32 protein-coding genes and 2 tRNA genes are annotated in these 22,728 nt (G+C 62.4%); 7 read left to right on the top strand and 27 right to left on the bottom strand.

Annotated elements, in window-relative coordinates; translation table 11 throughout:
• Positions 1-15: 15 nt before the first annotated feature.
• Complete coding sequence (locus B208_RS0107080) at positions 16-2,778, bottom strand: N-6 DNA methylase (RefSeq protein ID WP_007983463.1); 2,763 nt, start codon at positions 2,776-2,778, stop codon at positions 16-18.
• A 156-nt stretch (positions 2,779-2,934) separates the two neighbouring features.
• Here B208_RS0107080 and B208_RS0107085 point away from each other — a divergent pair, with 156 nt between their 5' ends.
• Positions 2,935-3,621 (top strand): hypothetical protein, encoded by a 687-nt coding sequence (locus B208_RS0107085; RefSeq protein WP_007983465.1) that lies wholly within the window; start codon positions 2,935-2,937, stop codon positions 3,619-3,621.
• A 517-nt stretch (positions 3,622-4,138) separates the two neighbouring features.
• On the opposite strand, the gene secY is transcribed toward B208_RS0107085, so the two are convergent.
• From secY to B208_RS0107210, 25 genes are all read right to left on the bottom strand, one after another.
• Positions 4,139-5,608, bottom strand: a complete 1,470-nt coding sequence (secY, locus tag B208_RS0107090; RefSeq protein WP_026177771.1) for a preprotein translocase subunit SecY — start codon at positions 5,606-5,608, stop codon at positions 4,139-4,141.
• Between the two features lie 236 nt (positions 5,609-5,844).
• Complete coding sequence (locus tag B208_RS0107095; RefSeq protein WP_007983470.1) at positions 5,845-6,333, bottom strand: uL15m family ribosomal protein; 489 nt, start codon at positions 6,331-6,333, stop codon at positions 5,845-5,847.
• 2 nt (positions 6,334-6,335) lie between these two features.
• Entirely contained in the window at positions 6,336-6,800 is a 465-nt protein-coding gene (rpmD, locus tag B208_RS0107100) for a 50S ribosomal protein L30 (RefSeq protein ID WP_007983471.1), read from the bottom strand.
• Positions 6,800-7,441 (bottom strand): 30S ribosomal protein S5, encoded by a 642-nt coding sequence (locus B208_RS0107105; protein WP_007983473.1) that lies wholly within the window; start codon positions 7,439-7,441, stop codon positions 6,800-6,802. Before B208_RS0107105 ends, rpmD begins: the two co-directional genes overlap by 1 nt.
• A gap of 1 nt (position 7,442) precedes the next feature.
• Positions 7,443-7,997 carry a 50S ribosomal protein L18 gene (locus tag B208_RS0107110; RefSeq protein WP_018128790.1) on the bottom strand — a complete coding sequence of 185 codons (555 nt, stop codon included), beginning with the start codon at positions 7,995-7,997 and terminating at the stop codon, positions 7,443-7,445.
• Positions 7,998-7,999: 2 nt separating this feature from the next.
• The gene (locus B208_RS0107115) at positions 8,000-8,440 is read right to left on the bottom strand and encodes a 50S ribosomal protein L19e (protein ID WP_007983477.1); all 441 of its coding nucleotides are present in this window, start codon (positions 8,438-8,440) and stop codon (positions 8,000-8,002) included.
• Positions 8,437-9,141 (bottom strand): 50S ribosomal protein L32e, encoded by a 705-nt coding sequence (locus B208_RS0107120; RefSeq protein WP_007983479.1) that lies wholly within the window; start codon positions 9,139-9,141, stop codon positions 8,437-8,439. The genes B208_RS0107115 and B208_RS0107120 overlap by 4 nt, the downstream gene beginning before the upstream one ends.
• A 3-nt stretch (positions 9,142-9,144) precedes the next feature.
• Positions 9,145-9,681 carry a 50S ribosomal protein L6 gene (locus B208_RS0107125; protein ID WP_007983481.1) on the bottom strand — a complete coding sequence of 179 codons (537 nt, stop codon included), beginning with the start codon at positions 9,679-9,681 and terminating at the stop codon, positions 9,145-9,147.
• Positions 9,682-9,685: 4 nt separating this feature from the next.
• Positions 9,686-10,078: a 30S ribosomal protein S8 gene (locus B208_RS0107130; RefSeq protein ID WP_007983482.1), complete on the bottom strand. Its 393-nt coding sequence runs from the start codon at positions 10,076-10,078 to the stop codon at positions 9,686-9,688.
• Between the two features lie 2 nt (positions 10,079-10,080).
• Positions 10,081-10,257 (bottom strand): 30S ribosomal protein S14, encoded by a 177-nt coding sequence (locus B208_RS0107135; RefSeq protein WP_007983484.1) that lies wholly within the window; start codon positions 10,255-10,257, stop codon positions 10,081-10,083.
• Positions 10,254-10,772, bottom strand: coding sequence for a 50S ribosomal protein L5 (locus B208_RS0107140; RefSeq protein ID WP_007983486.1), 519 nt, complete (start codon positions 10,770-10,772; stop codon positions 10,254-10,256). Before B208_RS0107140 ends, B208_RS0107135 begins: the two co-directional genes overlap by 4 nt.
• Positions 10,769-11,470 carry a 30S ribosomal protein S4e gene (locus B208_RS0107145; protein ID WP_007983488.1) on the bottom strand — a complete coding sequence of 234 codons (702 nt, stop codon included), beginning with the start codon at positions 11,468-11,470 and terminating at the stop codon, positions 10,769-10,771. Before B208_RS0107145 ends, B208_RS0107140 begins: the two co-directional genes overlap by 4 nt.
• Positions 11,467-11,823, bottom strand: coding sequence for a 50S ribosomal protein L24 (rplX, locus tag B208_RS0107150; protein ID WP_007983489.1), 357 nt, complete (start codon positions 11,821-11,823; stop codon positions 11,467-11,469). The genes B208_RS0107145 and rplX overlap by 4 nt, the downstream gene beginning before the upstream one ends.
• Entirely contained in the window at positions 11,820-12,218 is a 399-nt protein-coding gene (locus tag B208_RS0107155) for a 50S ribosomal protein L14 (RefSeq protein WP_007983491.1), read from the bottom strand. Before B208_RS0107155 ends, rplX begins: the two co-directional genes overlap by 4 nt.
• Positions 12,218-12,550 (bottom strand): 30S ribosomal protein S17, encoded by a 333-nt coding sequence (locus tag B208_RS0107160; RefSeq protein ID WP_007983493.1) that lies wholly within the window; start codon positions 12,548-12,550, stop codon positions 12,218-12,220. Before B208_RS0107160 ends, B208_RS0107155 begins: the two co-directional genes overlap by 1 nt.
• The gene (locus B208_RS0107165) at positions 12,541-12,966 is read right to left on the bottom strand and encodes a ribonuclease P protein component 1 (RefSeq protein WP_007983495.1); all 426 of its coding nucleotides are present in this window, start codon (positions 12,964-12,966) and stop codon (positions 12,541-12,543) included. Before B208_RS0107165 ends, B208_RS0107160 begins: the two co-directional genes overlap by 10 nt.
• A gap of 1 nt (position 12,967) precedes the next feature.
• Positions 12,968-13,174, bottom strand: coding sequence for a 50S ribosomal protein L29 (gene rpmC / locus B208_RS0107170; RefSeq protein ID WP_007983497.1), 207 nt, complete (start codon positions 13,172-13,174; stop codon positions 12,968-12,970).
• Positions 13,174-14,136, bottom strand: coding sequence for a 30S ribosomal protein S3 (locus tag B208_RS0107175; RefSeq protein ID WP_007983499.1), 963 nt, complete (start codon positions 14,134-14,136; stop codon positions 13,174-13,176). Before B208_RS0107175 ends, rpmC begins: the two co-directional genes overlap by 1 nt.
• Positions 14,136-14,597 carry a 50S ribosomal protein L22 gene (locus B208_RS0107180; protein WP_007983500.1) on the bottom strand — a complete coding sequence of 154 codons (462 nt, stop codon included), beginning with the start codon at positions 14,595-14,597 and terminating at the stop codon, positions 14,136-14,138. Before B208_RS0107180 ends, B208_RS0107175 begins: the two co-directional genes overlap by 1 nt.
• A gap of 3 nt (positions 14,598-14,600) precedes the next feature.
• On the bottom strand, positions 14,601-15,026 hold the full coding sequence (locus B208_RS0107185; protein ID WP_007983503.1) for a 30S ribosomal protein S19: 426 nt from the start codon (positions 15,024-15,026) through the stop codon (positions 14,601-14,603).
• Positions 15,023-15,745 carry a 50S ribosomal protein L2 gene (locus tag B208_RS0107190; RefSeq protein ID WP_007983505.1) on the bottom strand — a complete coding sequence of 241 codons (723 nt, stop codon included), beginning with the start codon at positions 15,743-15,745 and terminating at the stop codon, positions 15,023-15,025. Before B208_RS0107190 ends, B208_RS0107185 begins: the two co-directional genes overlap by 4 nt.
• 2 nt (positions 15,746-15,747) lie before the next feature.
• Complete coding sequence (locus tag B208_RS0107195) at positions 15,748-15,999, bottom strand: 50S ribosomal protein L23 (protein WP_007983507.1); 252 nt, start codon at positions 15,997-15,999, stop codon at positions 15,748-15,750.
• Entirely contained in the window at positions 15,996-16,742 is a 747-nt protein-coding gene (rpl4p, locus tag B208_RS0107200; protein WP_007983508.1) for a 50S ribosomal protein L4, read from the bottom strand. Before rpl4p ends, B208_RS0107195 begins: the two co-directional genes overlap by 4 nt.
• Before the next feature lie 3 nt (positions 16,743-16,745).
• Positions 16,746-17,762 (bottom strand): 50S ribosomal protein L3, encoded by a 1,017-nt coding sequence (locus B208_RS0107205; protein WP_007983511.1) that lies wholly within the window; start codon positions 17,760-17,762, stop codon positions 16,746-16,748.
• 4 nt (positions 17,763-17,766) lie between these two features.
• Positions 17,767-18,609 carry a putative RNA uridine N3 methyltransferase gene (locus B208_RS0107210; RefSeq protein ID WP_007983512.1) on the bottom strand — a complete coding sequence of 281 codons (843 nt, stop codon included), beginning with the start codon at positions 18,607-18,609 and terminating at the stop codon, positions 17,767-17,769.
• Positions 18,610-18,822: 213 nt separating this feature from the next.
• On the opposite strand from B208_RS0107210, the gene B208_RS0107215 reads away from it, so the two are divergent.
• From B208_RS0107215 to B208_RS0107240, 6 genes are all read left to right on the top strand, one after another.
• A tRNA-Gly gene (locus B208_RS0107215) sits at positions 18,823-18,893 on the top strand.
• A gap of 352 nt (positions 18,894-19,245) precedes the next feature.
• Positions 19,246-19,316 (top strand) — tRNA-Gly (locus B208_RS0107220).
• Positions 19,317-19,627: 311 nt separating this feature from the next.
• Complete coding sequence (locus B208_RS0107225; protein WP_007983514.1) at positions 19,628-20,077, top strand: pyridoxamine 5'-phosphate oxidase family protein; 450 nt, start codon at positions 19,628-19,630, stop codon at positions 20,075-20,077.
• A 91-nt stretch (positions 20,078-20,168) separates the two neighbouring features.
• A complete protein-coding gene (locus tag B208_RS0107230; RefSeq protein ID WP_007983516.1) occupies positions 20,169-20,480 on the top strand; it encodes an MTH1187 family thiamine-binding protein in 312 nt (103 codons plus the stop codon).
• 51 nt (positions 20,481-20,531) lie between these two features.
• Positions 20,532-21,464, top strand: coding sequence for a methenyltetrahydromethanopterin cyclohydrolase (gene mch, locus B208_RS0107235; protein ID WP_007983519.1), 933 nt, complete (start codon positions 20,532-20,534; stop codon positions 21,462-21,464).
• A complete protein-coding gene (locus tag B208_RS0107240; RefSeq protein WP_007983521.1) occupies positions 21,461-21,946 on the top strand; it encodes a hypothetical protein in 486 nt (161 codons plus the stop codon). Before mch ends, B208_RS0107240 begins: the two co-directional genes overlap by 4 nt.
• A 24-nt stretch (positions 21,947-21,970) precedes the next feature.
• On the opposite strand, the gene B208_RS0107245 is transcribed toward B208_RS0107240, so the two are convergent.
• Positions 21,971-22,726 (bottom strand): DUF4037 domain-containing protein, encoded by a 756-nt coding sequence (locus B208_RS0107245; protein WP_007983523.1) that lies wholly within the window; start codon positions 22,724-22,726, stop codon positions 21,971-21,973.
• Positions 22,727-22,728: the final 2 nt, after the last annotated feature.

Below are 22,728 nucleotides of genomic sequence, written 5' to 3' on the forward strand. Positions count from 1 at the left end.
TGAATCCGAAAGCAGTCACTCTCCCAGACCCATCTCGATGCGGTCCTCCAGCGCGTCCAGTTTCCGAACGGGCGACTCGACCTCGCGTCCCTTCGTCCGGCGGATTCGCTTCAGCGTCCGGGCGACCTCCTGCAGTTCATCCACACCGAGGTCGAGGTCGAGGTCGAGGACGTCGATGACCGCGCCGTCGATGGCGTTTTGCCCGTCTCCGTCGCCCGCGACCAACGATTCGAATCCGTCCCGAACCGCCGTCCGCTGTTCGTCCGTCAGCGACGACGGGTCCACGACGCGCAGGGTCCGAAGGTCGGAACTGGAGAGGTTGACCGCGCCGCCGCCGGTGACCCTGCCGTGGCTCTCGACGACGATTTTCGTGAGGCTGGCGTTCAACAGGCCGAGCAGGAGCGTCGAATCGACGGTCCGCGGCCGGACGAGCAGAAACCGATTACTGGCGACGACCTCCCCGTCTGTACGGGCGAAAAACCGGCGCGTATCCATCGCTTGCGGGCAGACGATGGGTGCGGTTTTCGAGTCCAGCGAACCCATGTCGAACCACGGGTCGTTGCTGGCGAGCGACGCGTTCGTCCGAGAGGGGTGGGTTTCCGCCCACCGGAGGTACGACGAAATGCCGCTGTAACCGTCCCGTTCGAGCGCCGACGTGACGAAGGCTGCGCGGTCGTCCGCGTCCGTGTCCGAATCCACGTCCCCGCCCGCGTCCGACAGGACACGCTCCACGTAGTCGGCCACGTCGAGCATCCATTTCTCCGCGTCGTCCGTCGTGTATTCGTAGCCGTCTATCTCCCGTACGCTCTTGATGGCCGGGCGGAGAAACCGCTCCTCGACGTCTCGGGAGCGAACGTCGTCCGCATCGAGGACGAAAATCGGGTTCGCGCCGGTCTTCTTCCCGCGCGTTATCGTTGCGACCTCGGATAGCGGGACGGTCGCGTCGTGTTCCACGACGGCGGTGTGAAGCGCGGGAGCGGTGATGTACCGGTGGAGTTTCTCGCCGAGGTGGTCCGCCAGATGCGACTGGCGCACGGCGACCACCCGATGGCTCGATTCCCCCCGAATCGTCAGGTGATCGCCGTCATCGATGTCGTACGTTCGGTCGATGACGTCGAGGATGTCGTCCGAGTCCATCCGCTCGTTGATGCGGACGAAGTTCGTCTCCGTCGCCCGTCGCACCGCCTCGTCGTCCGTCCGCTCCAACAGCAACAACACCGTATCGACGAGCGCGTCGTCGAACAGACGGTTTCGAAAGCCGACCACGGCTTCGACCGTGTAGTGGTCGTAGAGGAACCGCTGCAGCGAGGGACCGTAATCCGCGACCATCCATTTCGTCGGGACCACCCACGCCAGTCGAGCGCCCTCGCGGAGGAACCCCGTGGCGTGTGTCAGGAAGTAACAGTACAGGTCGCTTCGCCCGTCGATTTCCTTCTCGCCGTCGGCGTAGATGCCGTCCGACCCCGGACCGAAATCCGCGAGGTGTTCGCGGAAGTGCTCGCGGTCAGCGGCGAGGCACTCCTGTCGAACGTAGGGCGGGTTCGCAACCGTCGCGTCGAATCTTCCGACGGTATCCGGGTCGAGATCGAAGAAATCGCGGTGGTACGCGAAACGGTCGGCCGCGAAGGGGCCGTTCGCCGGGTCGTGACCGCCCCGGGACGCGAGGTTCAACGCCAGCAGTCGGAGCGAGAATCCGTCCACGTCTACCGCGGTCAAACGTTCGAGCGGGTCCCAGTGCGAACGCGTCCCCAACTCGTCCAACCGGTCGTAGGCGTGGACGGTAAGTGACCCGGTACCGCTCGCCGGGTCGAGAACGCGGTCGTCGGGGGAGCGAATGGCCCACCGGGAGAGCAGGCGGCCGATTTCGTCCGGCGTGTAGAACTGGCCGAGTCGCGTCCGTTCGTCGTCCGGGATGAGTCGCTCGTACACCCACCCGGCGATGTCGATATCGACCTCCGAAAGCGGTTCCCGCTCGATGCTGTCCGCGAACGCACGCAACCGCTCGTTCGTCTCCGCGTCGGTCGGAACCGCGTCGAAGAGTTCGGTACCGTCCAGTCCGACGTCCGTTCGTCCCGCGAACAGCGCGCCGATTGCTCCCGGTTCGTCGGAATCGCCCTCCCGGCGGCGTTCGGCGAACACGAGCCGAGCCATCGCCAGATACGCGGACAGTCGAGCGGCGATACGAACCGTCCGCTCCACGTCCGGCTCCGCGACCGGATAACCGTTCTCGCGCGCCCACGAGACCAACGAATCGCGAAATCGATCGTCCTCCGCGAACGCGTCGCGGATGGACGACTCGTACCGCGGGTAAAGACTGGCGTGAAAACTCCGGAGGCGACCGACGACGAACTCCTCGTATCGGGTCGGCGACTCGTCGTCGTCCCGTAGCGCAACCGCGTCGTCGAGGACCCGCTCGCCGAACTCCGCAAGCGTCGAGGACCGCAAATCGTACCACCGTCGGTCGAAGTTCGGAGCGGGGGTGTCAGCGTCGGTTTCGGCACCGCGGAACAGGAACGCGTCGGTTTCATTGGCAGTCACGAACGCGAACGTGCCGTGTTCCCGAGCGCGCCGCTTTCCGCGCCGGATGGCGGCCGGTGAATGCGGATCCACGTCCGCCGCGGTGGTTTCGAGGACGATACCGTCGCGTTCCGAAGCGGGAACGAGGAGTCCGCCGTCGGGCAACTCCTCACACGGCGTTTCGAACCGCGTTTCGTGCGACGAGACGACGCCCGCTATCGCGGCGCGAAGACGTGTGCGAAACGCGGCCTCCGAATCCATGTTTCATGCATTTCGGCCACGAATGAAGAAGCTTCCGCGATTTCCAACACCGGTGAGGGTTCCACCTCCGAAGACGAGACTATGGAATCGGAAATCGAGTATCGAACCACAAATTCGACTTCTTTTTTATGATTCACTCTGAGTCTCGAACGAAGGATGGCGGAAGAATCCGTTGAAACGGCACCGACGACAGGCTCCCCCGATTCGAAGGGGGCACGCGACGCCGACGAAGAGACGCTCGTCGGGTTCGTCTATACCGAGAACATGAATATTCTCGGACGCCGCAAACGGGAGAGCCAACAACAGAACGAGAAAGCGGCCAATCTCATCCGATTACTCGGCGTCATCTTCACGCTCTACTCGGGTGCGATCCTCGTCGTCGCGCGGATCAGCGCAAAACCATCGAATAGCGGGCTAAAGCTCGGCCTCTTCGTAAACGAGTACACGGTTCTCTGTCTCGCGTTTCTGGCGGCTGCATTTCTCTACGCGGTTCTCGCGTACCACCGAACGAGTATCGCGAGCGGTCCGAGCGCCGAGTACCTCAGAAACGAGATTAGCGAAGAGACGTCCGTAGAGGACGCGAAGCGTGAAATAAACAAGAAAGTTCCCGGGTGGGTTCGGAACAACGACAACGAAATCGAGTTGGACCACACGCGACTGTTCAACTGTAAGATGTGCATATTTTTCAGCCTCCTCTATTTCGTCGTCGGCTCCGTCTTAGCGAGTGAGATATCGACCCTCGATACGATGGACCATCTACTGATGGGGGGCGTGATGGTCGCCATCACGTACGTCGTCTACGACCACGTTCGAGATCGTGCATCCAACGGGGCGAACGACTGACGCGGCGTTCGTCCCGAATGGCTGAACGATTGAAAGCTTTATATTGGTGGCAGCGGAAACCTGTTATAATGGCGGCCACTCAACAATCGACTTCGACGGCCGAGGTGACGACTACCGAGGCAAGCACGAAGGATGCCGATGTTCAGTCGAACACCGTCAGAGAGTGGGTTGCACCGTCGCTCTCCCGTTTCATTCGACGTCTTCGCCGCTAATCTCGTTCTCCGACGTTCGAAACAGATGTCGATGTACAGGAGCGGTGTCTCCGCACCCAAATCAGAGAGACGACACTTATCGCCCATTTCCACCTCCGAAGACGAGAGCGGAGCGGAAACAAGTGACGCGAACCGAGAGAGCGGATGATTCCGCGGAGACGAACCGAAACCTCGGAAGACGTTCCGCAAGAATGTGACCGTTCTACAGCAGTGGCGTCGAGTGATTCGCATTCACTCGCCTAATCGCCGACGCGACGTAAAATACCGCGTCACGGTCGCACAATACGTCGAGAAGGAGGTTCGTTCTATCCGCCGAACATCTCGCGCATCATCGGGTGCATCTCCATCAGCTGCTCCTCTGCGATCTCCTCGTACAGCTTGTACGTGATGGAGACGGCGAGCAGCAGCGACGTCCCGGAGGTGCCACCGATGGTTCCGAGCATGTTCGCCATGACGGCCAGCAGGCCGACCAGCGCGCCGCCGAGGACGGTGACTTGCGGGATGTACCGCTCCATCACCTTCTCGATGACGCCGGTGTTCTGGCGGAAGCCGGGAATCTGCATCCCGGAGTTCTGAATCTGTTTCGCGGTCGATTCGGGACCCATGTCGGCCGTCTCCACCCAGAAGATGGCGAAGATGGCCCCGCCGACAACCATGAAGCCGAGGTCGATGGCGACGCGGAGCAGGACCTCCCACGCCGCGTGACCGCCAGCGCCGCCCGCCCACCACATCCAATCCTGCGGTCTGTGGATGGGCGCGAAGTAGTAGAACAATCCACCGGTGGGACTGCCGTACTGGTTGTACGTGCCGAGCCACGCCGGTAGACCCCCGAGCTGGCTGTTCAGGATGCGCCCGAGGAACTGGATGTTCGCCTGCAGGGCGCGGACGAGGATCATCGGCAGGACGCTCGCGTAGATGAGCTTCACGGGGAAGCGACCACGGGCACCTTTCACCCGTGCGTGGCTCAGCGGAATCTCGACCCGCACGCTCTCCGCGTACACGACGATGACGAAGATGAGTATCGTCGTGGCGAGGGCAAGCAGTTGGCCGCCGCCGAACAGCATGTACTGAATCCCGCCCGACGTGAGCAGGGACGGGACGTTTTGTGCGCTTCCGGTGATGATGCTGATCCACTGCGGAATGACACCGACGGTAGAGCCGATGCCCTGCGGCGAGATGAGACCCCCGATGAGGCGCTGGCTGACACCGGCGACGATGAACAGCCCGATACCGCTCCCGACGCCCCACTTGCTGACGATTTCGTCCATGAACAGGACGAGAATCGCACCGACGAAGATCTGGGCGAAGATGAGCCACTGGACGCCAAACGTACCGATACCGAGGTTCTGTGCGACGGCTTCGTTGGCCGGAAGGAAGCCGCCGACGAAGACCATCGGGAGACCGGTGAGACAGATCATCACGACGACCAGCAGCTTCTGGAGGCCCTGATAGAGCACCTGGTCGCGGGGGTCGCTGGTGTCCAGTCCCAACAGGTCGGCACCGCCGAGCAACTGCAAGACGATGCTCGCGGTGACTATCGGTCCGATACCGAGGTGTAGGACGGTTCCCTGTCCACCGGCGAGGAGCGACCGGAAGTTGCCGAAGATATCAGCACTTTGGTCCGCTCCGTAGAGGTAGACGTTCGTCAGGAAGAAATACAGCAGCAACACGCCTCCCGTCCACATTAGCTTGCGCTTGAAGGGTATGTGACCCTCCGGGCGCTGGACGGCAGGCATCCGTGTGAGGACTGGTTCAGCAGTCTCTTTCCAACCCATGTTCAACATCAATTCGAAGCTCCCTACATGTATCTCCTTCGACTCGCGTCACCGACGAAGATGGATACCATAAAGTACGGAGACACCTACAGAATCCGGTCTCACGTTTTTGCTCGTCGGCGTGTCAGCGCCGTGGTTCGACATGTCGCCCACACCGAGATGAGCGAACGCGACACCGCACGGAGCGTCGCCACTGACCGAAACGACGTCGCAAAAAATACGGCCGACGAACGGGATTATTCCGCGTCGTCTTCGTCGTCGCTGCCGCCGAATTCCTCTTCTTCGGCTCGCTCGCTCAGCACGGCGTCGCCACCGGCTTCCTCGATGAGTTCGACCGCGCTCGCCGAGAAGGCGTCCGCGGTGATGTCGAGGCTGTTGCGAACCTGCCCGTCGCCGAGCACCTTCACGGCGTCGACGTCCCAGCCGTCGTCGACGACATCGCGTGCGTCGAGCTGGTAGCCGTCGTCGGTCTCCTCGGCGACTCCCTCGGCCGCGTAGAGCGCGGCGTCTTCGTCGAGTTTCTGCACGGACACGGTGAGCACCGTCTCCTGTGCGTCTTCGGGTCGGGAGAACCCGTGCTTTCCGAGCGGTTCGTAGTTGTGGAACTCGTGTTTGGCGCGACCTGCGCGTCCGCGACCACCGCGGTGACCGGCACCGCGACGGTTCTTGTGGGTTCCGCCCCCGTGCGTCCGCGAGCCACGCTGTCGTCGTTTCTTGCTCGTCATGGTTATCGCATCGCCTCGAGGAGCGTGCTGATCTCCTCGGTCGTGTGTTTGCCGAGCTGGCCACCCTCTTTCGTGGGGTGTTTGATGCCCTCGTGTCCACCGCGCGGTGGGTGAAGTCGGAGGACCGGCGTCAGGCCCTGCTCGCGGAGCGTCGTCTCGTCGTCGAGGAGCGCGCCCGCGAGGTCGGCAATGTCGTCGTAGTCGGTGTTCTCTGCGATCCACTCGTCGTCCACGTCGTCGCTGCCTTCGAGCGGCTGTGCTCGCTTCGAGAGAACCGTCTCCAGAACGTCCTGGTCGGGTTCCCCGTGGGCAACGAAGTCGTTGACCTTGGTGATCATGCCGCGGTAGGTCTCGGATTCCGGGACCAGCGCACAGTGGTTCACCTTGTGGATGTTGAGCATCGAGAGGGTGTCACGGACGTCCTGGTCCATGTTGACCTCGCCGCGAATCTGGACGACTGCTTCCATCAGTCAGCCACCTCCGGTTCCTCGTCGGGACGGGCCCGCGGGCCGCGCGCCTGGGAGGCGTTCTCCAGCGCGTTGTACGTCGCCTTGGCGAGGTTGAGAGTCGTTCGCGTGTTGCCGTGGCTCTTCGTCCACGCGTTCTCGACGCCCGCGAGTTCGAGGATTTTGCGGACGGTGTCGGTCGCCGCAAGTCCCAGTCCGGCGGGTGCCGGGATGAGTTCGACTTCCACACTGCCCGCCTTGCCGGTCGTCCGGTGGGTGAGCGAGTGCGGTCGGTCGCTTCGGTCCTCCCACGACCCTGCGCCGCGGGGAACGTCGATGATGTTCAGCTTTGCGATGTCGATAGCCTTCTGGATGGCACCACCGACCTGATCGTCTCGGCCTTCCGCGTAGCCGACGAAGCCGTCGCGGTTGCCGATAGCACAGACGCAGCGGAACTTCACCCGCCGACCGGAGTCGGTCATGCGCTGGACCATGTTGATGTCCAGCACTTCGTCTTCGAGGCCGGGGAGGAGCTGGTCGACGAGCTCCGGTTCCTTGAGCGGAAGCCCGGAGTTCAGCGCTTCCTCCATCGTCTCGATGTCGCCCTCGGCGACCTTGCGGCCGAGACGGGTCTGGGGTTGCCAGCCGTTTCTGTTACTCATATTATTCGTCCTCCTGCAGGTTCGAGAGCACTTCGTCGAAGTGCTCGGGTAGTTCTGTGGCGTCGAAATCCCCGCTGTACAGCGGCTCGTCCAGCTGTTCAGCGTAGTCGGCGATGTGCTCGCCGCGGTTGCGCGACCAGTCCGCCATCACGCTTTCGTTGTGCGGGATGTCGAGGCCAGCGTCGATTGCACCTTCCTGTACTGCGAACGCCTTGCTGCCGGGCGTCGCCGTGTTCAGACCGATGTCGAGGACTGCCTCCTCGTAGTCAGCGTCGAGTGCGCGTTTGCCGAGCAGATATCCGGTGAGGTACGCGCTGGGGAGGTTGCCCGTGGGGGCTTCCCAGCCGTACTCCTCCAGATCGCCGGAGTACGCACTCGCAACTGTGTTGTCGCCGTCGGGACCCATCGTGACCAGCTGTGCCCTGACATGCTGATTGCTCTTCCGAGCGACCAGACGTGGCTTGCCCGATTTCAGCAGGCGCAACCTTTGATGGTAGTCAGTCCGGACCTCACGGCGGCGGCGCATCGGCACCTTGTATCGTGGTCCAGTTGCCATTGTTAGTAGTTGTTCTCTATGTAGTTCAGCAGGTATTGCACGCTACGGAACTCCCCGCCTTTGGCCTTATCGTATAGGGCGCGGTACTGCGTCCGCGTGATTTCGCCCTCGGCACGGAGTTCGCGTAGTTTGCGTCGCTGTGCGCGAATTTGGTTCGTCCACTCCTCTTTCGAGTCCTTGCGGCCGCCCTTCTTCCCCTTGCGGGTGCCGGGGCCGGTTCGGTGACCGTAGGCGCGCTTCTCGTTGCGCTCACGGGCACGACCGCGGGAGTTGCTCTTTGCGTCCTTCGACTGAATCGACCCGTCGTCGACGAGTTCGCGGATGTCCTCGCGGGTGATCGCGTCCGCGATGGCACCCTGCGCGTCGGGGTCGAACCAAACGCGGTTCTTTCCGACGTCGAGTACGTCTGCGGCGAGTCGCTTCTGTGCACTCAGGTCACTCATTCTTCTACCTCCACTTCGACGTAGGTCGGATTGAGAACGCGAATGCCTTCTTCTTCAGCGACTTCCTCGATACGCTCGCGCTTGCGAGCGCCGACTTTCGAGGCGATTCGGACCGCTTCGACGTCGCCGTCCACGCCGTCGAGGTCGTCGACGTTGTGAACGCGAACTTCCTCGAAGCCGCTCGGGTGCTTGCCCCGAACGGACTTCGGCGTGCGGTAGCCAGCCTGAACCATGTCGCCCTTGCCCTTGATACCTCGGCGCTGCTTGCTGAGGTTTCCGCGGGGCTTGCGCCACGATTCCGGCGTGCGCTTTTTCTTGTGGTAGTCCTGTCGATTGAACTGCGGTTTGCCGACGCGTCGTCGCTGTTCGAGAAGTCGCGCTTCCTCGTCGTCGAGTTCGGGCGTCTTCTCGGTCAGCCCGCGCGGCTGCAGTTCGGTTTCGACGTCTTCGGCCGGTTCTTCCTCGGCCTCCGGTTCTTCCTCTTCGATCTCGGCTTCGGTCTCCTCTTCGACTTCGAGGCCACCGACGTCCGCCTTGATACGGGCAGCGAGCGCGTTGCCGATGCCGTCGACTTCCGAGAGGTCGTCCTGACTGGCCGCCTTGATGTCCTCGACGGACTCGTAGCCTGCCTCACGGAGCGACTCGGCCTTGCTCTCGCCGACACCGCTGATATCTTCGATTCCTTCTGGTTCGTCTGCCATCTATCAGGCACCTCCCGTGGACGGCTTTTCCGTAATGTAAACGCCGTCTTGGAATACGCGCGTGTCTTTGCCCGACACGCGGGTGAGTTGTTCGATGTCTGCGGCGGTCTGGCCGACATCCTCGATGCTCGGGCCGCGCAGGAACAGTTCCTCGTCGTTGACCTCGACGACGGTGTCCCCGTGGACACCCGTTCGTCGCGGCGCTTTCTCACCGAGGAAGTTCTCGATGACGACTTCGTCGCCCTCGGAACGTACCTGCATCGGGAAGTGAGAGTAGAAGACTTCCATCTTGTACTCCCACTCCTCGCTGACGCCGTGGATCATGTTTCGCACGTGGCTCTCGAACGTGCCCATCGTCGCCTTCGTTTTGGCGTCGGTGGCGTCGCTCTCTACGACCACTGCGTCGTCCTCGACAGTGACACTCACGTCCGGGTACCAGAGCCGTCGCGTGACGGACCCTTCCGGCCCTTCGATGGTCACGTCGAGGTGGTCCACATCGGCGGACACCTCGTCCGGGATTTCTATTTCTACTCGTGGCATGATTCTAGTAGACGTATGCGATGACTTGGCCACCGATTCCCTTCTCGCGGGCCTCGTAGTGGCTCATGACGCCGTGGCTGGTCGTGACGACGAGTGCCCCGTAGTCTCGGGCGGGGAGGAACCGCTTCTCCCACTTCTCGAAGTCGTCTTTGCCCACCGAATAGCGGGGCTTGACCGCGCCACATTCGTTGATAGCGCCTTTTAGTTCGATCTCGAAGCGACCGGCTTTACCGTCGTCGACGAAGTCGAAGCCGTCGATGTACCCGTGGTCGTAGAAGACCTCGAGCACGCTGCCGATCTCGTTCGAGGCGGGCTGTACCGTGTGGGACAGATGACCGACACCTTCGGCGTTGTCCACGCCGGAGAGTGCGTTGCTGAGGGGGTCGTTTCCTGCCATAGTTATCGGTACTTCCTGAATCCCATGTCGCGTGCGATTTCGCGGAAGCACTGGCGACACAGATTGATATCGTACTTTCCGACCAGTCCCTGCTTTCGACCACATCGTTGGCACGTTTCGAGTTGGCCAGTGCGCTTGGTCGAATGCTCGCCGGTCGAGTCGTTCTCACTTTCGCTCATTCATCCACCTCAACGTCGAAGTTGGCCTGCAGGAACGCGAGCGCGTCCTCGGCCGTCAGACGGTGGTTCGACGGAATCTTGCGGGTGACCTTGTCGCGCTTGGCGACGCGGTAGCCCGGTCGAACGAGGTTGACGGTGACGTCAAGCCCGTAGATTCCGACGTTCGGGTCGTACTCCTGACTCGGGAACTCGGTGTGCTCGTCGATACCGAAGCTGAAGTTGCCAGTGTCGTCGAACTGGTTCGACGAGAGGCTGACGAGCGGGAGCGCCGTTTCGAGGAAGTCGTGTGCGTCCTCGCCACGGAGCGTCACCTTCGCACCGATGGGGTCACCCTGACGGATGCCGAAGTCGGGGAGCGTGGACTTCGCCAACGTGCGGACGCTCTGTTGTTCCGTCACGTCTTCGAGGATCTCCTCGGCGTTGGCGAGTTCGCGACCACCTTCGCCGACGCCCATGTGGACGACGACCTTCTCCACTTTCGGCTCTCGCATCTCGTGGAATTCGGCTTCGCTCATTCGTCATCACCCGTGAAGTTCTCGTCGATGACGACGAGGTACTCCTCGACGGTTTCGAACGCGGTGTCGTCGCCTTCGACGGCGACGGTGTTCGAACCGCTGCCGGGCGTCACCGTGATGTCGGTGACTTCGCCGATTTCGCCGGCGTGCTGCCCGCGAACGGCGGTGACGAGACAGCCTTCCTCGTACGGGAAGTGTGCGAGGATGTCCTTGTCCTCGTTCCCGAGGACGATGGAGTCTTTCGTGTTGTAGTCCGAATCGGACTCGACACGAAGGTTGCTGCCGTCGTGGAGATTGAGTTGCGTTTCGCCACCGGGGACGTTCGTCTTGTCCTCGATTTTCGCCAGTCGGCCGTCCGCCGCATCCTCGTCGATGGGGGTCAGCGCGAGGCGACCGCCCTCGTCGGGGAAGACGCGGTAGTACTCTTCGCGTTCGGTGAACGCGAGGATGTCGAACATACCGATGGGTCGCTGTTCGTCACTCACTGATTGTCCGTTCACGAGAACGGCATCCTGGTTGAGCGCGTAGCGGGCTTCCTTCTTCGATGCCGCGTAGCCCAGTACGTCCCGCATGATGATGAGGAGCGGAACGCCGTCACGACCGTGCGGACCGGCACCGGCCTTCACGGTGAACGTGGCGGTCTTTCGCTCGACCGGCCAGGATTTCGGAACGGAGAGTCGTTTCTGATGGTTGCTCATTCGGAATCACCTTCCAGACGCGCCTCACGGCGGTCATCGGACAGGTCGAGGTCGGTCACGCGGACGTTGCTCGCTTCGAGCGGTCGCGGGACGTCCTCACCGTCGGCCTTTTCGAGGGTAACGTCCTCGACGAAGACGACTGCCTTCTTCAGGTCGACGGAGGTGACTTCGCCTTCTTCACCGGCGAAATCGCCGCGCATGACTTCGACCGTGTCGCCCGCGTTGACGCGGACGCTGCGCTGGTCGAACTCCTCGCGGAGGTCGTCCGACAACGTGGCTTTGACCTGCTTGTGCCGCTCGTGGAGCGGTGCGCGTTCGGTCTGGTTTCGCTGTTTGCGTGGTTGTCGAGTCATACTATCATCGTAGCTGTGCTTGCGATACTTCCGAACCGCTCTGCGACTTCCTGCGCGATGGGACCCTTGATTTCGGTCCCTCGCGGCTCTTCCACGTCGTCGATGACGACGGCCGCGTTGTCTTCGAATTTGACACGCGTGCCGTCGGGGCGACGGATGGATTTGCGCTGTCGAACGATGACAGCTTCGAGCACCTGACGGCGCATCTCCGGCGTCCCCTTCGTGACGGACACGGTGATCTTGTCACCGATACCCGCCTTGGGGTGGCGGCTCTTCGTGCCGTGGTAGCCGGAAACGCTGATGACCTTCAGTTCTCGTGCGCCGGTGTTGTCGGCACAGTTGAGCAGGGAGCCTTTCTCGACGCCCTGGGTCACGTCAGCCTTCAGTGCTTCCATCAGTCGTCACCCTCCTCGGTCAGGTTCTCGACGACGACGTGTGATTTCGTCTTCGAGAGCGGTCGGGTTTCTGCGATACGAACCGTGTCGCCAACTTCGAGCGTCATGCACTCCGGCGCGTGAGCCGGAACGCGGGAGCGACGCTTCATCTGCCGATCGTATTTCGGCACTGTAACGTCGTACTCTCGCTCGACGACAACGGTTTTGTCCATGTCAGTGGAGGCGACTTCGCCCTCGATGATCTGTCCGCGCACGGAAAGCGATCCGTGGAACGGGCAGTCCTCGTGGGAGCAGGTCCCCTCCGGTTCTGATACATTCAATCCTAACGCCATTTCGAATTACCTCCAGTTTCGGTACGCAATGCGGGTCGTGAGAGCAAATTCGTGCCATCCACCGTAACGTAAGCCACGCCCTCGCCGTCGTCGGAATGCCGACGAGTCCCCGGATGACTCCCGGAGACACCACCAGACTGACCGGAGCGACCTCCGGCAGTTTCCGCTGGCAGTTCGGACGCGGTCCCCGCCCCTTTACAGGGTGCGGCGGCTTCATTTGTGAGTTCGAATTCGAACGTCGTGCCCTGCTTCGGTACCTGCCACGACCGAGACGCGGACTCGACGGTAAGCGTACGCATCGTCTCGGAAACGACCCGCCCTTCGATGGCTTCGAGGGACGGATTCGCCGCCGAAACGACCCGCACGTGCAGGCCGACGAGTTCGTGTTTCGTGAGCGTCTCGGGTGTCAGTGGCATCTTATTCGAGGTCGCCTTCTTCTTGCTGAATCGTCTTGATTCGAGCGATTGTTCGACGGAGTTCCTTGATGCGGCCGGGGTTCTCCGGCGCACCACCCGCGGCTTTGACGGCCTTCGCGTTGAGCAGTTCCGTCTCGAGTTCTTCGAGTTCGGATTCGCGCTCTGCGGGCGTCATATCGCGGATTTCCGAGGTGTGAAGAATAGCCATTATTCTTCAGCCTCCTCGTCCGTCTCTTCGTCTTCTCGCGGTTCGTCACCGCTCGAACTTTCCGAGGAGCCCTGCTCCTCGCTTTCCATTTCTTCGAGGAGTTCCTCGGCTTCCGCCTCGACTTCCTCTTCGAGTTCGTCGAGTTCTTCCTCGACGGACTCGGGTTCGGATTCGTCGGCGTCAGCTTCGGACTCGTCCTCGATGACTTCCTCGACGACCTCTTCGTCGACGTCGGCCTCGCCGGGTTCCGGCGATTCCTCGGCCTCGTCGGCGCGAAGTTCTTCGAGTTCGTCCTCGCTCGGTTCCTCGATGAGGTCGGCGGCCTCGTTGGCCTCGACGGCATCGGGAACGAGTTCTTCGGGGTTCGCACCCTCTTCGATCTGGAAGTCGTCCGGCAGGTCCGCTCCCGGCGGGATGATCTTTACGTCGACACCGATGGTGCCGAGTTTCATCACCGCGACGCCCTGCCCGTGGTCCACGATGGTCTGGGCGGGTTCGCCGTTGTGCTTGATGTAGCCGCGGTTGAACTTCTCAACGCGCGAGCGTGCACCAGTGACCTTCCCGGAGAGGACGATTTCGGCGCCGAGTGCGCCGGAGTCCATGATTCGGTCGATGGTCGTGTGACCCGCCTTGCGGAAGTACCATCCGCGTTCGAGCGCGTTGGCGAGTCGATCCGCGACGATACGAGCGTTCAGGTCCGGTTCGTCGACCTCTTGAACGTCGATCTGCGGGTCGTCGAGGTTGAACCGCTCACCGAGTTCTCGGGTGATCTTCCGGATGTTCTTCCCGCCCTTTCCGATGACCATACCGGGCTTTTCGGCCTTGAGGACGATCTGGGTCCCCATCGGCGTCTTGGCGACGTCCATGCCGCCGTAGCCCGCTCGGCCGAGTTCTTCCGCGAAGAACTCGTCTATCTGCGAGCGCTGAAGCCCGTCTTCGATGAACTGATGTTCGTCTGCCATTAGTTGTCGACCTCCTCAAGGATGAGTTCGACGTCGACCTCGGGCGTGTTCCACGCGGATGCGCGGCCGAACGCACGGGGTTTTCGTCCCTGCACTTCGCCGACCTTGTGGGCGGCGACGTGCATGATCTCCATCGATTCGCCGTCGAACCCTTGGGCGTCCGCGTTCGCGGTGACGTTATCGATGAGTTCGATGAACGCCTTGCTCGCCTTCTCGGGGTAGCGACCCGCGTCCCAGCCGTCGATGTCCGAACGGTGGCCGACGCCGCTGTTGTGCTGCTTAAACGGCACCGACCGCTCTTCGTTCACGACCTGCTGGAGGTACGCTTTCGCGTCCCCGGCGGTCTTGCCCTTTATCTCGCGGGCAATCGCCTTGCTGTGCTTGTGGCTCATGTGCCGATCTCGGAGCATCCCCTTGGCGGTTGTCTCCGGGTCGGCATCGACGCTGTAGCTGATTCCCATGGTTTATTTGAGTGGCACGAACTTCGAGGAGCGGGTCGCACCGATTCCCGCTTGCCCGTGTTCGACGGAGGTACGGGTCAGCTGGAACTCACCGAGGTAGTGTCCCAACATCTCCGGCTCGATTCGCACGCGCTCGAAGTCGCTGCCGTTGTAGACGGCGAACGTCTTTTCGACGAACGATGGGAGCACCGGCATGTCGCGCAGGTGCGTCCGAATCGGGCTGTTCGCCGATTCTTGTGCCGTCGTGTTCCGGGCCTTTTCGAGCAGTTTCTCCTGCTCGACGGTCAACCCGCGAAGGATGCTTCGCCGCATTCGTGCGGGCAGCAGTTCCGCGACTTCCTCAAGACTCATGTCCTGCAGTTCGTCGAGATCGTAGCCGCGATAGGTGAACTCACCCTCGCGTCCTGTTCGATAATCGCTTCCGCTCATTTGTTACCTCCACGTCCGGTTCGCTTGGACGCGATGTCTCCGACCTTTCGTCCCGGCGGAGCGTCTCGGGAGACACTCTTCGGGCGTCCGGGGTGCTGGCGGCCACCGCCACCGAACGGGTGGTCCACGGCGTTCATCGCCACACCACGCACGTTCGGCCACTTCGTGCCGCGCGCTTTCATTTTGTGATACTTGTTACCGGCCTTGACCATCGGCTTCTCCGTCCGTCCGCCACCGGCGACGACGCCGATGGTGGCACGGCACTGGGGCGAAAGTCGTCGGACTTCGCCGCTCGGGAGTTCGACGATGGCGGCCTCTCGGTCGTGCGTGATGAGGTTTGCGCCGACGCCGGATGCGCGGGCGAACTTGCCGCCGTCTCCGGGCTGGCGCTCGACGTTGCACACCGGAACCCCTTCCGGGATTTCGGCGAGCGGGAGCGTGTTGCCCGGCTTGATTTCGGCGGAAACGCCGACCTGAATTTCCTCTCCGACGCCGACGCCTTCGGGTGCGAGGACGAGACGCTGCTCGCCGTCCTCGAACTCGATGGCCGCGACCGGTGCACTGCGGGCGGGGTCGTGTTCGATACCGACGACCGTTCCCGTGACCAGATCGCTGTCTTCGGCGTTCTTGTGGCTCAGTTCTGCCTTGTATCGGTGCGACGGTGCGCGGAAGGTCGGTCCACCGCGGCCACGTCGCTGTCCCTGAATCCTGCGTCCCATTATCAGAACACCCCGATTCGGGAGGCGACGTCCTGTGCGTCGTCGTCGTCCGACAACGAGACGGTCGCCTTCTTGTTCCCGTTCATTGTGACTTGGGTGTTGATCTTCTCGATGGTGACATCGTAGCGGTCCTCGATCTCGTCGCGGATTTCCGGCTTCGTCGCGTCGAGCGAGACGATGAACTGGAGCTTGTTGTCGAAGTCCATCTCGTTCATCGCTTTCTCCGTAACCCACGGATATTCGACGACGCTCATCGGTCTGCCACCTCTTCGAGTGCGCTCTCGGTCCAGACGGTCAGTCGTCCTGCCTGCGTCCCGGGGGCGAGGTCTTCCGCGTTGACCTCACGCGCCGTCGCGACGTCGGCACCGGCGAGGTTCCGCGCTGCGCGCGACGGTTCCTCGCTGGTGACGAACAGAATCGACTTCGGCGTCTTGTACTTGCGGCCACGGGTCTTCCCGCGTCCGGCGCGAACCTTCTTGTTCTCCTCCGCGCGTTCGATGTCGGCGTCGATGCCGACCGCTTCGAGGAAGGAGACGACCTCTTGCGTCTTCACGAGGTCTTCGAAGTCGTCGCTCACGACGAGGGGGAGTTCCGTCTCCTCGTCGAAGTCGTGTCCGCGCTCCGCGACGAGTTCCGCGTCCGCGGTCGCCGCGATGGCGCTGCGGACTGCGAGTTTGCGCTCCTTCTTGTTGATGGAGAGGGAGCGGTCTTTCTCCGCTTTCGGCGGGTGTGCGGGTCGGCCACCGACGGCGCTGGGCACACGAGCGGCCCGGCCGTTCGTTCGCGGGATGTGGGCCATACCGCGGCCACTTCCCGGCGACTCGGCGGACGTACGCATCCCGGCGTGGGGGTCGGTACCGTAGTCCTGTTTCCGGTTTGCCTGTGCGGCGAGCACGGCACGCTTGATGAGGTCGGTGCGGACGGTCGTGTCGAACACGTCCGGCAGGTCGACCGTATCAGCGTCCTCGCCGTTCAGGTCACGTACTGTTGCCTGCATGGATTATCCCTGGTTGGACTCCGTACTTACGTAGCGCACCTCGGGGTCGAGGCGCGGTTGGTCGGTCGGTCGAACGGCAGGGCGGAAGCGCACGAGGCGCTTGTTCGGGCCCGGCACCGAACCCTTGATCAGCGCGTACGGACCATCCACCTCGCCGTAGTTGACGAAGCCACCGTCGACGGAGGCCTCGTCGTCGTCGCCGAGGGAGATGAGACGCTTGTTGAGTTCGGTACGCTGGTGGTACCCGGTCTGACCCAGCTGCGGAACCGTCGAGCGAACGCGCGACGGATTCCACGGGCCGAGGTTACCGATGCGGCGTCTCCAGCCTTGGCGGGCGTGTTTGCCCTTCCGCTTCTGGACGCCCCATCGCTTGACGGGACCCTGCGTTCCTTTTCCTTTCGTGACGCCACTGGTATCGAGGTACTCGCCCGCGCGGAACACGTCTGTGATGTCGTGTTCCCCGCCGTCTTCGAGTAGTTCGAGGGCGAAATCGGCGCGGTCCGAGATGGAGCCGCCGCCGACTCGCGTTTCCATGACGTCCGGTCGTTTCTTCGGCACGTTCTTGAGGTCGCTGGGAACGGTGTGTGTGATGACCCGGAGGTCAGCCACGTCGCCTGCCTCGATGGCCGCGCGGAGTTCGTCCTCCGCGGCGTCGGCGTCGTGGTTCTCCGGAACGTTGAGCGTGCGGTCGAGTTCGTCGTGGAACTCCGAACCCCACACTTCCGTCATTGGTTTCTTCCCGTACGGCGTGTCTTCGTAGGCTCGAAGAGCGACGGCCCGCATCGGGGGCGTTTCGACGATGGTGACCGGCACGGTCTCCTCCATCCCTTCTCGGGGGGAGTTTGCCTCGTCGTTGACCATCACCACGTGGGTCATTCCAGCCTTGTAACCCGCGAATCCCTGCAGCGACGGCTGACCGTCACTGTCGGGCCACGAGTTGAAGCGCGGAACTTCGCTCGTCGCGCGCTTACGGGGGCCGAAGCCCAGCGAACCTTTGCGTGGTCTGCTTGTTTCTGGCATCGTATCACTCGATGTTGAGGGTAAGGCTTGCGAGGGAGGCGAACATCGCTTCTTCAGTTCGTATGACCTCGCTGCCTTGGTTCGGAACCGTATTCAGCCAGAGGTCGAACCGGGCTGGTACGCCGGATTCGACCGCGGAGATACCTTCGGGGGGGACCCCGAATATCTCCGGCAGTCCTCGACCCGGCGAACCGAACGCGACGGTCATTCCGTCGCGGTTCGTTCGCGTGACGACTTCTTCAAGCCGTCCGACGGAGAGCGGTTCTCCGTAACGCGATGTGGCGATTCTGACGCCAGCATCGTCGCGGTCGAGGGCCGCCGAGAGGTCCATGCGCGTCACTGTGAGCCCCGGAACGGGGGCGTCCACGAGCTTCGCACGGACCGGTCTTCTCGAAGAGATCCTGACGGTAACGCGTTCTCCCTCGCCGACCGTCATTTGCGACGGAACGACGAGTGAGATCGGGTGTTGCAGTCCGCAATTGACCCGAACGCGCCCTTCAGGTCCGACCTCGGTCACGATTCCCTGTCTTAACGACCCCGAACCCTCCGATTCGGAGCCGGTCTGTGATGTGGCGCGGAGCGGCGGTAGGATGCCCGCGTACTCCAATTCGTCCCGCCTTCCGAATACCTCCTTTCGAAGGTAGGGCGGTGTGGCGGCGTACTTCAGTATGGTTTCGACGAATCCAGCGCCCCACTTGCGTTCGCCTTCCCCGTCGGGGAAGACGACCAAGCGGTCCGCCCGGAATACGGTCGCCGCGCGGGCGACGTAGCCGATTTTGCGAGTTGCCTCGCGTTTGTCTTCGGCTTCCCGGACGAGGGACGATGGTACGAGTATGCTGACGGTCATACCGTTACGCTTCGACGCCTCATCACTAGACTGTAGCGAAGTTTTCGTAGTGACGGTTAAAAGAGTGCCGCTTCGTATTTGGGCGCGTGACGTATTCACACGCCCCAAATCATCGGAATCAAGAGATGTGTGAGAGTGAGTTTCACACGAACGGCACACCGACTCGCAAGTCTTATACAGTAGTCGGGAATACGGAGAAGTGCAAGCAACCCTGCGCTGGTAGTGTAGTGGTATCACGTGACCTTGCCATGGTCACAACCTGGGTTCAAATCCCAGCCAGCGCATTTCTATCGGGAGCAAATCGACGAGCACCGCGTAGCGTGTGCTCGTCAAAACGCGAGCGATGAAATCGTTCCTGGATTTGAATGAGACCAGGCGCACGCCCGCGAACGAAGTGAGCAGGACCGTCTGGACGTCGTTTACAATCCCAGCCAGCGCACTTTTACCGGACTCACTTCTCCAAGCCACTGCTGTCGCGCAAGCGGCGCATCGACACCGAATCGTGTTGCCCACGGTCAAGCACGACCTATCGCGTCGAAATCGTGTGACCGAGACGACCCTATCACCTCGCTTGCGTAACGCATTTATACCTACCCGTGGCAAGGTTGTAATGTCGCAACAGGCGACGAACGAAACGCGCTGGTAGTGTAGTGGTATCACGTGACCTTGCCATGGTCACAACCTGGGTTCAAATCCCAGCCAGCGCACTTTTACCGAGCACAATACGTCGAGCGAGAGGTGTTCCTCTCGCTCGACTGCGTGCGAAAGTCGTTCTGTGGATTTGAACCCTGCAAGTCGCACGCCCGGAAGCGCAACGACCGAAGGGGAGTGAGCATCTCGGACCGTCTTGCCCCGGTTCACAATCCCAGCCAGCGCCACTTTTCACTGACACAACCCCGTAAGCGACTGCCATTTCGCGCGAACGAATTCTCTCCACGGCGCGACGGGGCAACATCATCCACCTTATCTGCGAAAATCCAGCCGAGTCGTTTTCTACCATCGAGTCGTACGGATTCGCATGCAGGGGCTTCGGTGGGTGCAGATGACGGACGAAGAGCTGAACGACTTCCTCGGAATCGGCGGAACGGGCGTCATTTCGTTTTCGACGGCGGACGAGAAGTCGCCGTTCTCACTGCCGGTGTCGTACGGCTACTACGGGGAGACGGGCGATTTCTACTTCCGTCTCGCCGTGCCGCCGAGCAGCGAAAAGACGGATTGGATCGACCGACCCATGTCGTTCGTCACGTACGAGGAGACGGACGAGGGGTATCGAAGCGTCGTCGCGACCGGCCGACTCGAAGAGGTGGCCGACTTGCCGTACGATTCGGCCGCCGTCCAGCAAATGTGGGGCGTGAAGATTCCGCTCGTGGATATCTTCGAACAGCCGCCCTCGGAGGTGGAGTTCTACCAGTTCCGCCTCGTTCCCAATCGGGTGTCGGGTCGGAAGGAAGTACCGTCCGAAGACTGAACGACCGGAACGAGCGGGTCAAATACGCGGAACTGGATACATTCGGTGCGCAACCCACACGTACAGGAGCATCGAAGCCGACGCGTGACATATGACGGTAATCGCACTGCTGTCGGTCGCACCGGTCATCGAGGGAAGCATGGCGAGCGAAGTCTCAAAGGCGGTGGCCGCGCTGGACGACTTCGACGTCTCCTACGAGACGAATCCGATGGGCACCGTTATCGAAGCCGATTCGACGGACGAACTGTTCGCGGCGGCACAGGCCGCCCACGAAGCCGTTGACGGCGACCGCGTGAGTACGGTGCTTAAAATAGACGATAAGCGTGCCCGCGACCAGCGCGCACGCGAGAAGGTCGAAGCCGTCGAGGCCGAACTGGGACGGGAGGCGAAACGCGAGCGCTGAATTCGGATCCGAACCCGGAACGGTTTACCGGACGACCACCAATCCCGTGATATGGAGAGTCTCAACCGGATGGCGCTCGAACTCGTTGACGAGGCCATCGACTTCGCGGACGAACTGAACGTCGCCGCGTACGAACTGGACAACGAGGCAACCGTCCTCGACTTCGGCGTCGAAGAGAACGGCGGAATGGAGGCGGGACTCCTCCTCGCCGAACTCCAGACGGCCGGACTGGCGACGATACAGACCCGGATGGGCGACGTAGCGGGTGCACCGATTCCGCACGTCGAACTCTCGACCGACCACCCAGCGGTCGCCCTGCTCTGTTCGCAGAAGGCGGGCTGGGAACTCGGCGTCGAGGGCTTCGAGGGGCTCGGAAGCGGCCCCGCACGTGCGCTGGTCGCCGAAGAGGACGAATACCGCCGCGTCGGTTACACGGACGCGTTCGACTTCGCCGTTCTCGCCGTCGAATCCGACACGCTCCCGACGGAGGACGTCGCGGAGCACGTCGCCGACCTCGCGGAGGTGAAACCGAACTCGGTCTACCTGCCGACGTTCGCAACCGGGAGCATGGCGGGAAGCATCACCGTCGCGTCGCGGGCCGCCGAACTCGCCGTCTTCCGCCTGACGGAACTCGGATACGACCCGCTCGACATCCGCTCCGCGATGGGGTCCGCTCCGGTCGCACCCGTCAGTTACGACGAGGCGACGGCCATCGGCCGGACGAACGACGCGCTGGCCTACGGCGGCAAAGTCCACCTCACCGTGGCCGAGGAGTTCGACCGCTTCGACGAACTGCCGTCCAGCGCGAGCGAGGAGTACGGCACGACGTTCGAGACGTTCTTCGACGACGCGGACTGGAACTTCGAGGAAATCCCGGAAAGCGTCTTCGCCCCGGCACAGGTGACGGTGGACGTGGTGAACGGGCCGACGCACGTCCTCGGGGAAACGAACGACGACCTCTTGAAGACCAGTTTCGACCTGTGAAGTTCAAACCCATTCCCGAAGCGCCCGACAGCCTCGACTTCGTGAGCGACGTCCAGCGTGCGGTTCCGCTGATTCCCGGCACGGAAGACGACTGCTGTGCCCGGTTGATGCGACGTATCGGGTTCCAGAGCCGGGACGTCGCGCGAACGTGGCTCACGTTCTTGCGCGCGCTCGAACTGGCAAAGGAGACCGACAGCGGATTCGTCCGTATTCGACGCGACCCGGACGAGGAAGCGCTCGCCGAAGCATTCCAAACCCGCGTGTACGGCGTCTCGACCGTTCTCGACGTCCTTCCCGAGGACGAGTGGCTCGAATCCGAAGCCGTCTTCGAGCGGTTCAGCGACGAGATTCCCACGTGGGAGCGGTACAAGGACCCGACGCGGGTAGAAGATGTGTGGCGCGAACGCGTCGGAAACATGCTGGAGTGGGCGGTGCTGTTGGGCCTCGCGGAGCGGTCGGAGGACGGCTATCGACGGACGTGACGGAGAGCGAGGCAGATGTCGTCCTCATACGGGGTCGTACTCCGGTTCGAACAGATACGGTTTCAGCACGCGGCGTTCCGACAGGCCGAAATCGAGTAACCGACGTTCGAAGTCGGTCATGAGCTTCGAGACCACCGCTTGCTTTTCCTCCGCGTCGTCCCCCAGAACGACCGTTTCGAGCCTAGATTCGAACGCCGTCGGCGTCCACGAGAGGGTCGAAAGTTCCGCGCGTCGCCACTTCCGGTAGGGCACGAATCGACCGTCGAGCAGGAAGGGGAGCGCCATGTACCCCTCGACCGCCCGACGGAGGGACAGTTCCGCCGTCAGTGAGTCGTCGCGTCGGAACGCCAATCCGGAATCCAACGGTGCGTTGCCGGTCGCGTGATACCAGTAGCTGAAACACTTCTCCTCGCGCACCGTCGCCGGATAGTCGTCGTATCGGCCGAGCAGGTCGGTCACGACACCGGTCGGGTCGGCGAGCACGTCCGCGTTCGCGTGAACGTACAGCGCGGTGTCGTCGTCCCAATCGGCGAGGTCGGCTTCGATACGGTCGAGGGTCGTCCAGTCGAGTTCGACGAACACGCCGTCGTGTTGGCGCGTTTCTCCGGTGCTATCGCGGGCGGCAACCGCGTCCGGCGTGGCGACGACGCGGAGTTCGACGTCCGAGTGGTCGTCCGCGTGCCCGAGCGCGACCGAACCGTGGAGCAGAACACCGAGAACGTCGTCCGCCGCGACGATTTCGTCGGCGAGTCCGGCCGCCGCGTCACGAAGGTATGTCATGT

This window comes from Haladaptatus paucihalophilus DX253 (genome assembly GCF_000376445.1).
Taxonomy (GTDB): Archaea; Halobacteriota; Halobacteria; order Halobacteriales; family Haladaptataceae; genus Haladaptatus; species Haladaptatus paucihalophilus.

What these genes read in the sequence shown, in the direction of transcription:
- rpmC (WP_007983497.1), bottom strand. Translation starts at nt 13,174, where the DNA reads ATGGCTATTCTTCACACCTCGGAAATCCGCGATATGACGCCCGCAGAG.
- B208_RS0107105 (WP_007983473.1), bottom strand. Translation starts at nt 7,441, where the DNA reads ATGAGTAACAGAAACGGCTGGCAACCCCAGACCCGTCTCGGCCGCAAG.
- B208_RS0107190 (WP_007983505.1), bottom strand. Translation starts at nt 15,745, where the DNA reads ATGGGACGCAGGATTCAGGGACAGCGACGTGGCCGCGGTGGACCGACC.
- B208_RS0107225 (WP_007983514.1), top strand. Translation starts at nt 19,628, where the DNA reads ATGCAGGGGCTTCGGTGGGTGCAGATGACGGACGAAGAGCTGAACGAC.
- rplX (WP_007983489.1), bottom strand. Translation starts at nt 11,823, where the DNA reads ATGACTCGACAACCACGCAAACAGCGAAACCAGACCGAACGCGCACCG.
- B208_RS0107125 (WP_007983481.1), bottom strand. Translation starts at nt 9,681, where the DNA reads ATGCCACGAGTAGAAATAGAAATCCCGGACGAGGTGTCCGCCGATGTG.
- B208_RS0107140 (WP_007983486.1), bottom strand. Translation starts at nt 10,772, where the DNA reads ATGAGCGAAGCCGAATTCCACGAGATGCGAGAGCCGAAAGTGGAGAAG.
- B208_RS0107145 (WP_007983488.1), bottom strand. Translation starts at nt 11,470, where the DNA reads ATGAGCAACCATCAGAAACGACTCTCCGTTCCGAAATCCTGGCCGGTC.
- B208_RS0107080 (WP_007983463.1), bottom strand. Translation starts at nt 2,778, where the DNA reads ATGGATTCGGAGGCCGCGTTTCGCACACGTCTTCGCGCCGCGATAGCG.
- B208_RS0107205 (WP_007983511.1), bottom strand. Translation starts at nt 17,762, where the DNA reads ATGCCAGAAACAAGCAGACCACGCAAAGGTTCGCTGGGCTTCGGCCCC.
- B208_RS0107160 (WP_007983493.1), bottom strand. Translation starts at nt 12,550, where the DNA reads ATGGCGTTAGGATTGAATGTATCAGAACCGGAGGGGACCTGCTCCCAC.
- secY (WP_026177771.1), bottom strand. Translation starts at nt 5,608, where the DNA reads ATGGGTTGGAAAGAGACTGCTGAACCAGTCCTCACACGGATGCCTGCC.
- B208_RS0107155 (WP_007983491.1), bottom strand. Translation starts at nt 12,218, where the DNA reads ATGGAAGCACTGAAGGCTGACGTGACCCAGGGCGTCGAGAAAGGCTCC.
- B208_RS0107210 (WP_007983512.1), bottom strand. Translation starts at nt 18,609, where the DNA reads ATGACCGTCAGCATACTCGTACCATCGTCCCTCGTCCGGGAAGCCGAA.
- rpmD (WP_007983471.1), bottom strand. Translation starts at nt 6,800, where the DNA reads ATGGAAGCAGTCGTCCAGATTCGCGGCGAGGTCAACATGGACCAGGAC.
- B208_RS0107165 (WP_007983495.1), bottom strand. Translation starts at nt 12,966, where the DNA reads ATGCCACTGACACCCGAGACGCTCACGAAACACGAACTCGTCGGCCTG.
- B208_RS0107115 (WP_007983477.1), bottom strand. Translation starts at nt 8,440, where the DNA reads ATGAGTGACCTGAGTGCACAGAAGCGACTCGCCGCAGACGTACTCGAC.
- B208_RS0107245 (WP_007983523.1), bottom strand. Translation starts at nt 22,726, where the DNA reads ATGACATACCTTCGTGACGCGGCGGCCGGACTCGCCGACGAAATCGTC.
- B208_RS0107095 (WP_007983470.1), bottom strand. Translation starts at nt 6,333, where the DNA reads ATGACGAGCAAGAAACGACGACAGCGTGGCTCGCGGACGCACGGGGGC.
- B208_RS0107185 (WP_007983503.1), bottom strand. Translation starts at nt 15,026, where the DNA reads ATGAGCGGAAGCGATTATCGAACAGGACGCGAGGGTGAGTTCACCTAT.
- rpl4p (WP_007983508.1), bottom strand. Translation starts at nt 16,742, where the DNA reads ATGCAGGCAACAGTACGTGACCTGAACGGCGAGGACGCTGATACGGTC.
- B208_RS0107135 (WP_007983484.1), bottom strand. Translation starts at nt 10,257, where the DNA reads ATGAGCGAAAGTGAGAACGACTCGACCGGCGAGCATTCGACCAAGCGC.
- B208_RS0107110 (WP_018128790.1), bottom strand. Translation starts at nt 7,997, where the DNA reads ATGGCAACTGGACCACGATACAAGGTGCCGATGCGCCGCCGCCGTGAG.
- mch (WP_007983519.1), top strand. Translation starts at nt 20,532, where the DNA reads ATGGAGAGTCTCAACCGGATGGCGCTCGAACTCGTTGACGAGGCCATC.
- B208_RS0107175 (WP_007983499.1), bottom strand. Translation starts at nt 14,136, where the DNA reads ATGGCAGACGAACATCAGTTCATCGAAGACGGGCTTCAGCGCTCGCAG.
- B208_RS0107130 (WP_007983482.1), bottom strand. Translation starts at nt 10,078, where the DNA reads ATGGCAGGAAACGACCCCCTCAGCAACGCACTCTCCGGCGTGGACAAC.
- B208_RS0107180 (WP_007983500.1), bottom strand. Translation starts at nt 14,597, where the DNA reads ATGGGAATCAGCTACAGCGTCGATGCCGACCCGGAGACAACCGCCAAG.
- B208_RS0107195 (WP_007983507.1), bottom strand. Translation starts at nt 15,999, where the DNA reads ATGAGCGTCGTCGAATATCCGTGGGTTACGGAGAAAGCGATGAACGAG.
- B208_RS0107230 (WP_007983516.1), top strand. Translation starts at nt 20,169, where the DNA reads ATGACGGTAATCGCACTGCTGTCGGTCGCACCGGTCATCGAGGGAAGC.
- B208_RS0107085 (WP_007983465.1), top strand. Translation starts at nt 2,935, where the DNA reads ATGGCGGAAGAATCCGTTGAAACGGCACCGACGACAGGCTCCCCCGAT.
- B208_RS0107120 (WP_007983479.1), bottom strand. Translation starts at nt 9,141, where the DNA reads ATGGCAGACGAACCAGAAGGAATCGAAGATATCAGCGGTGTCGGCGAG.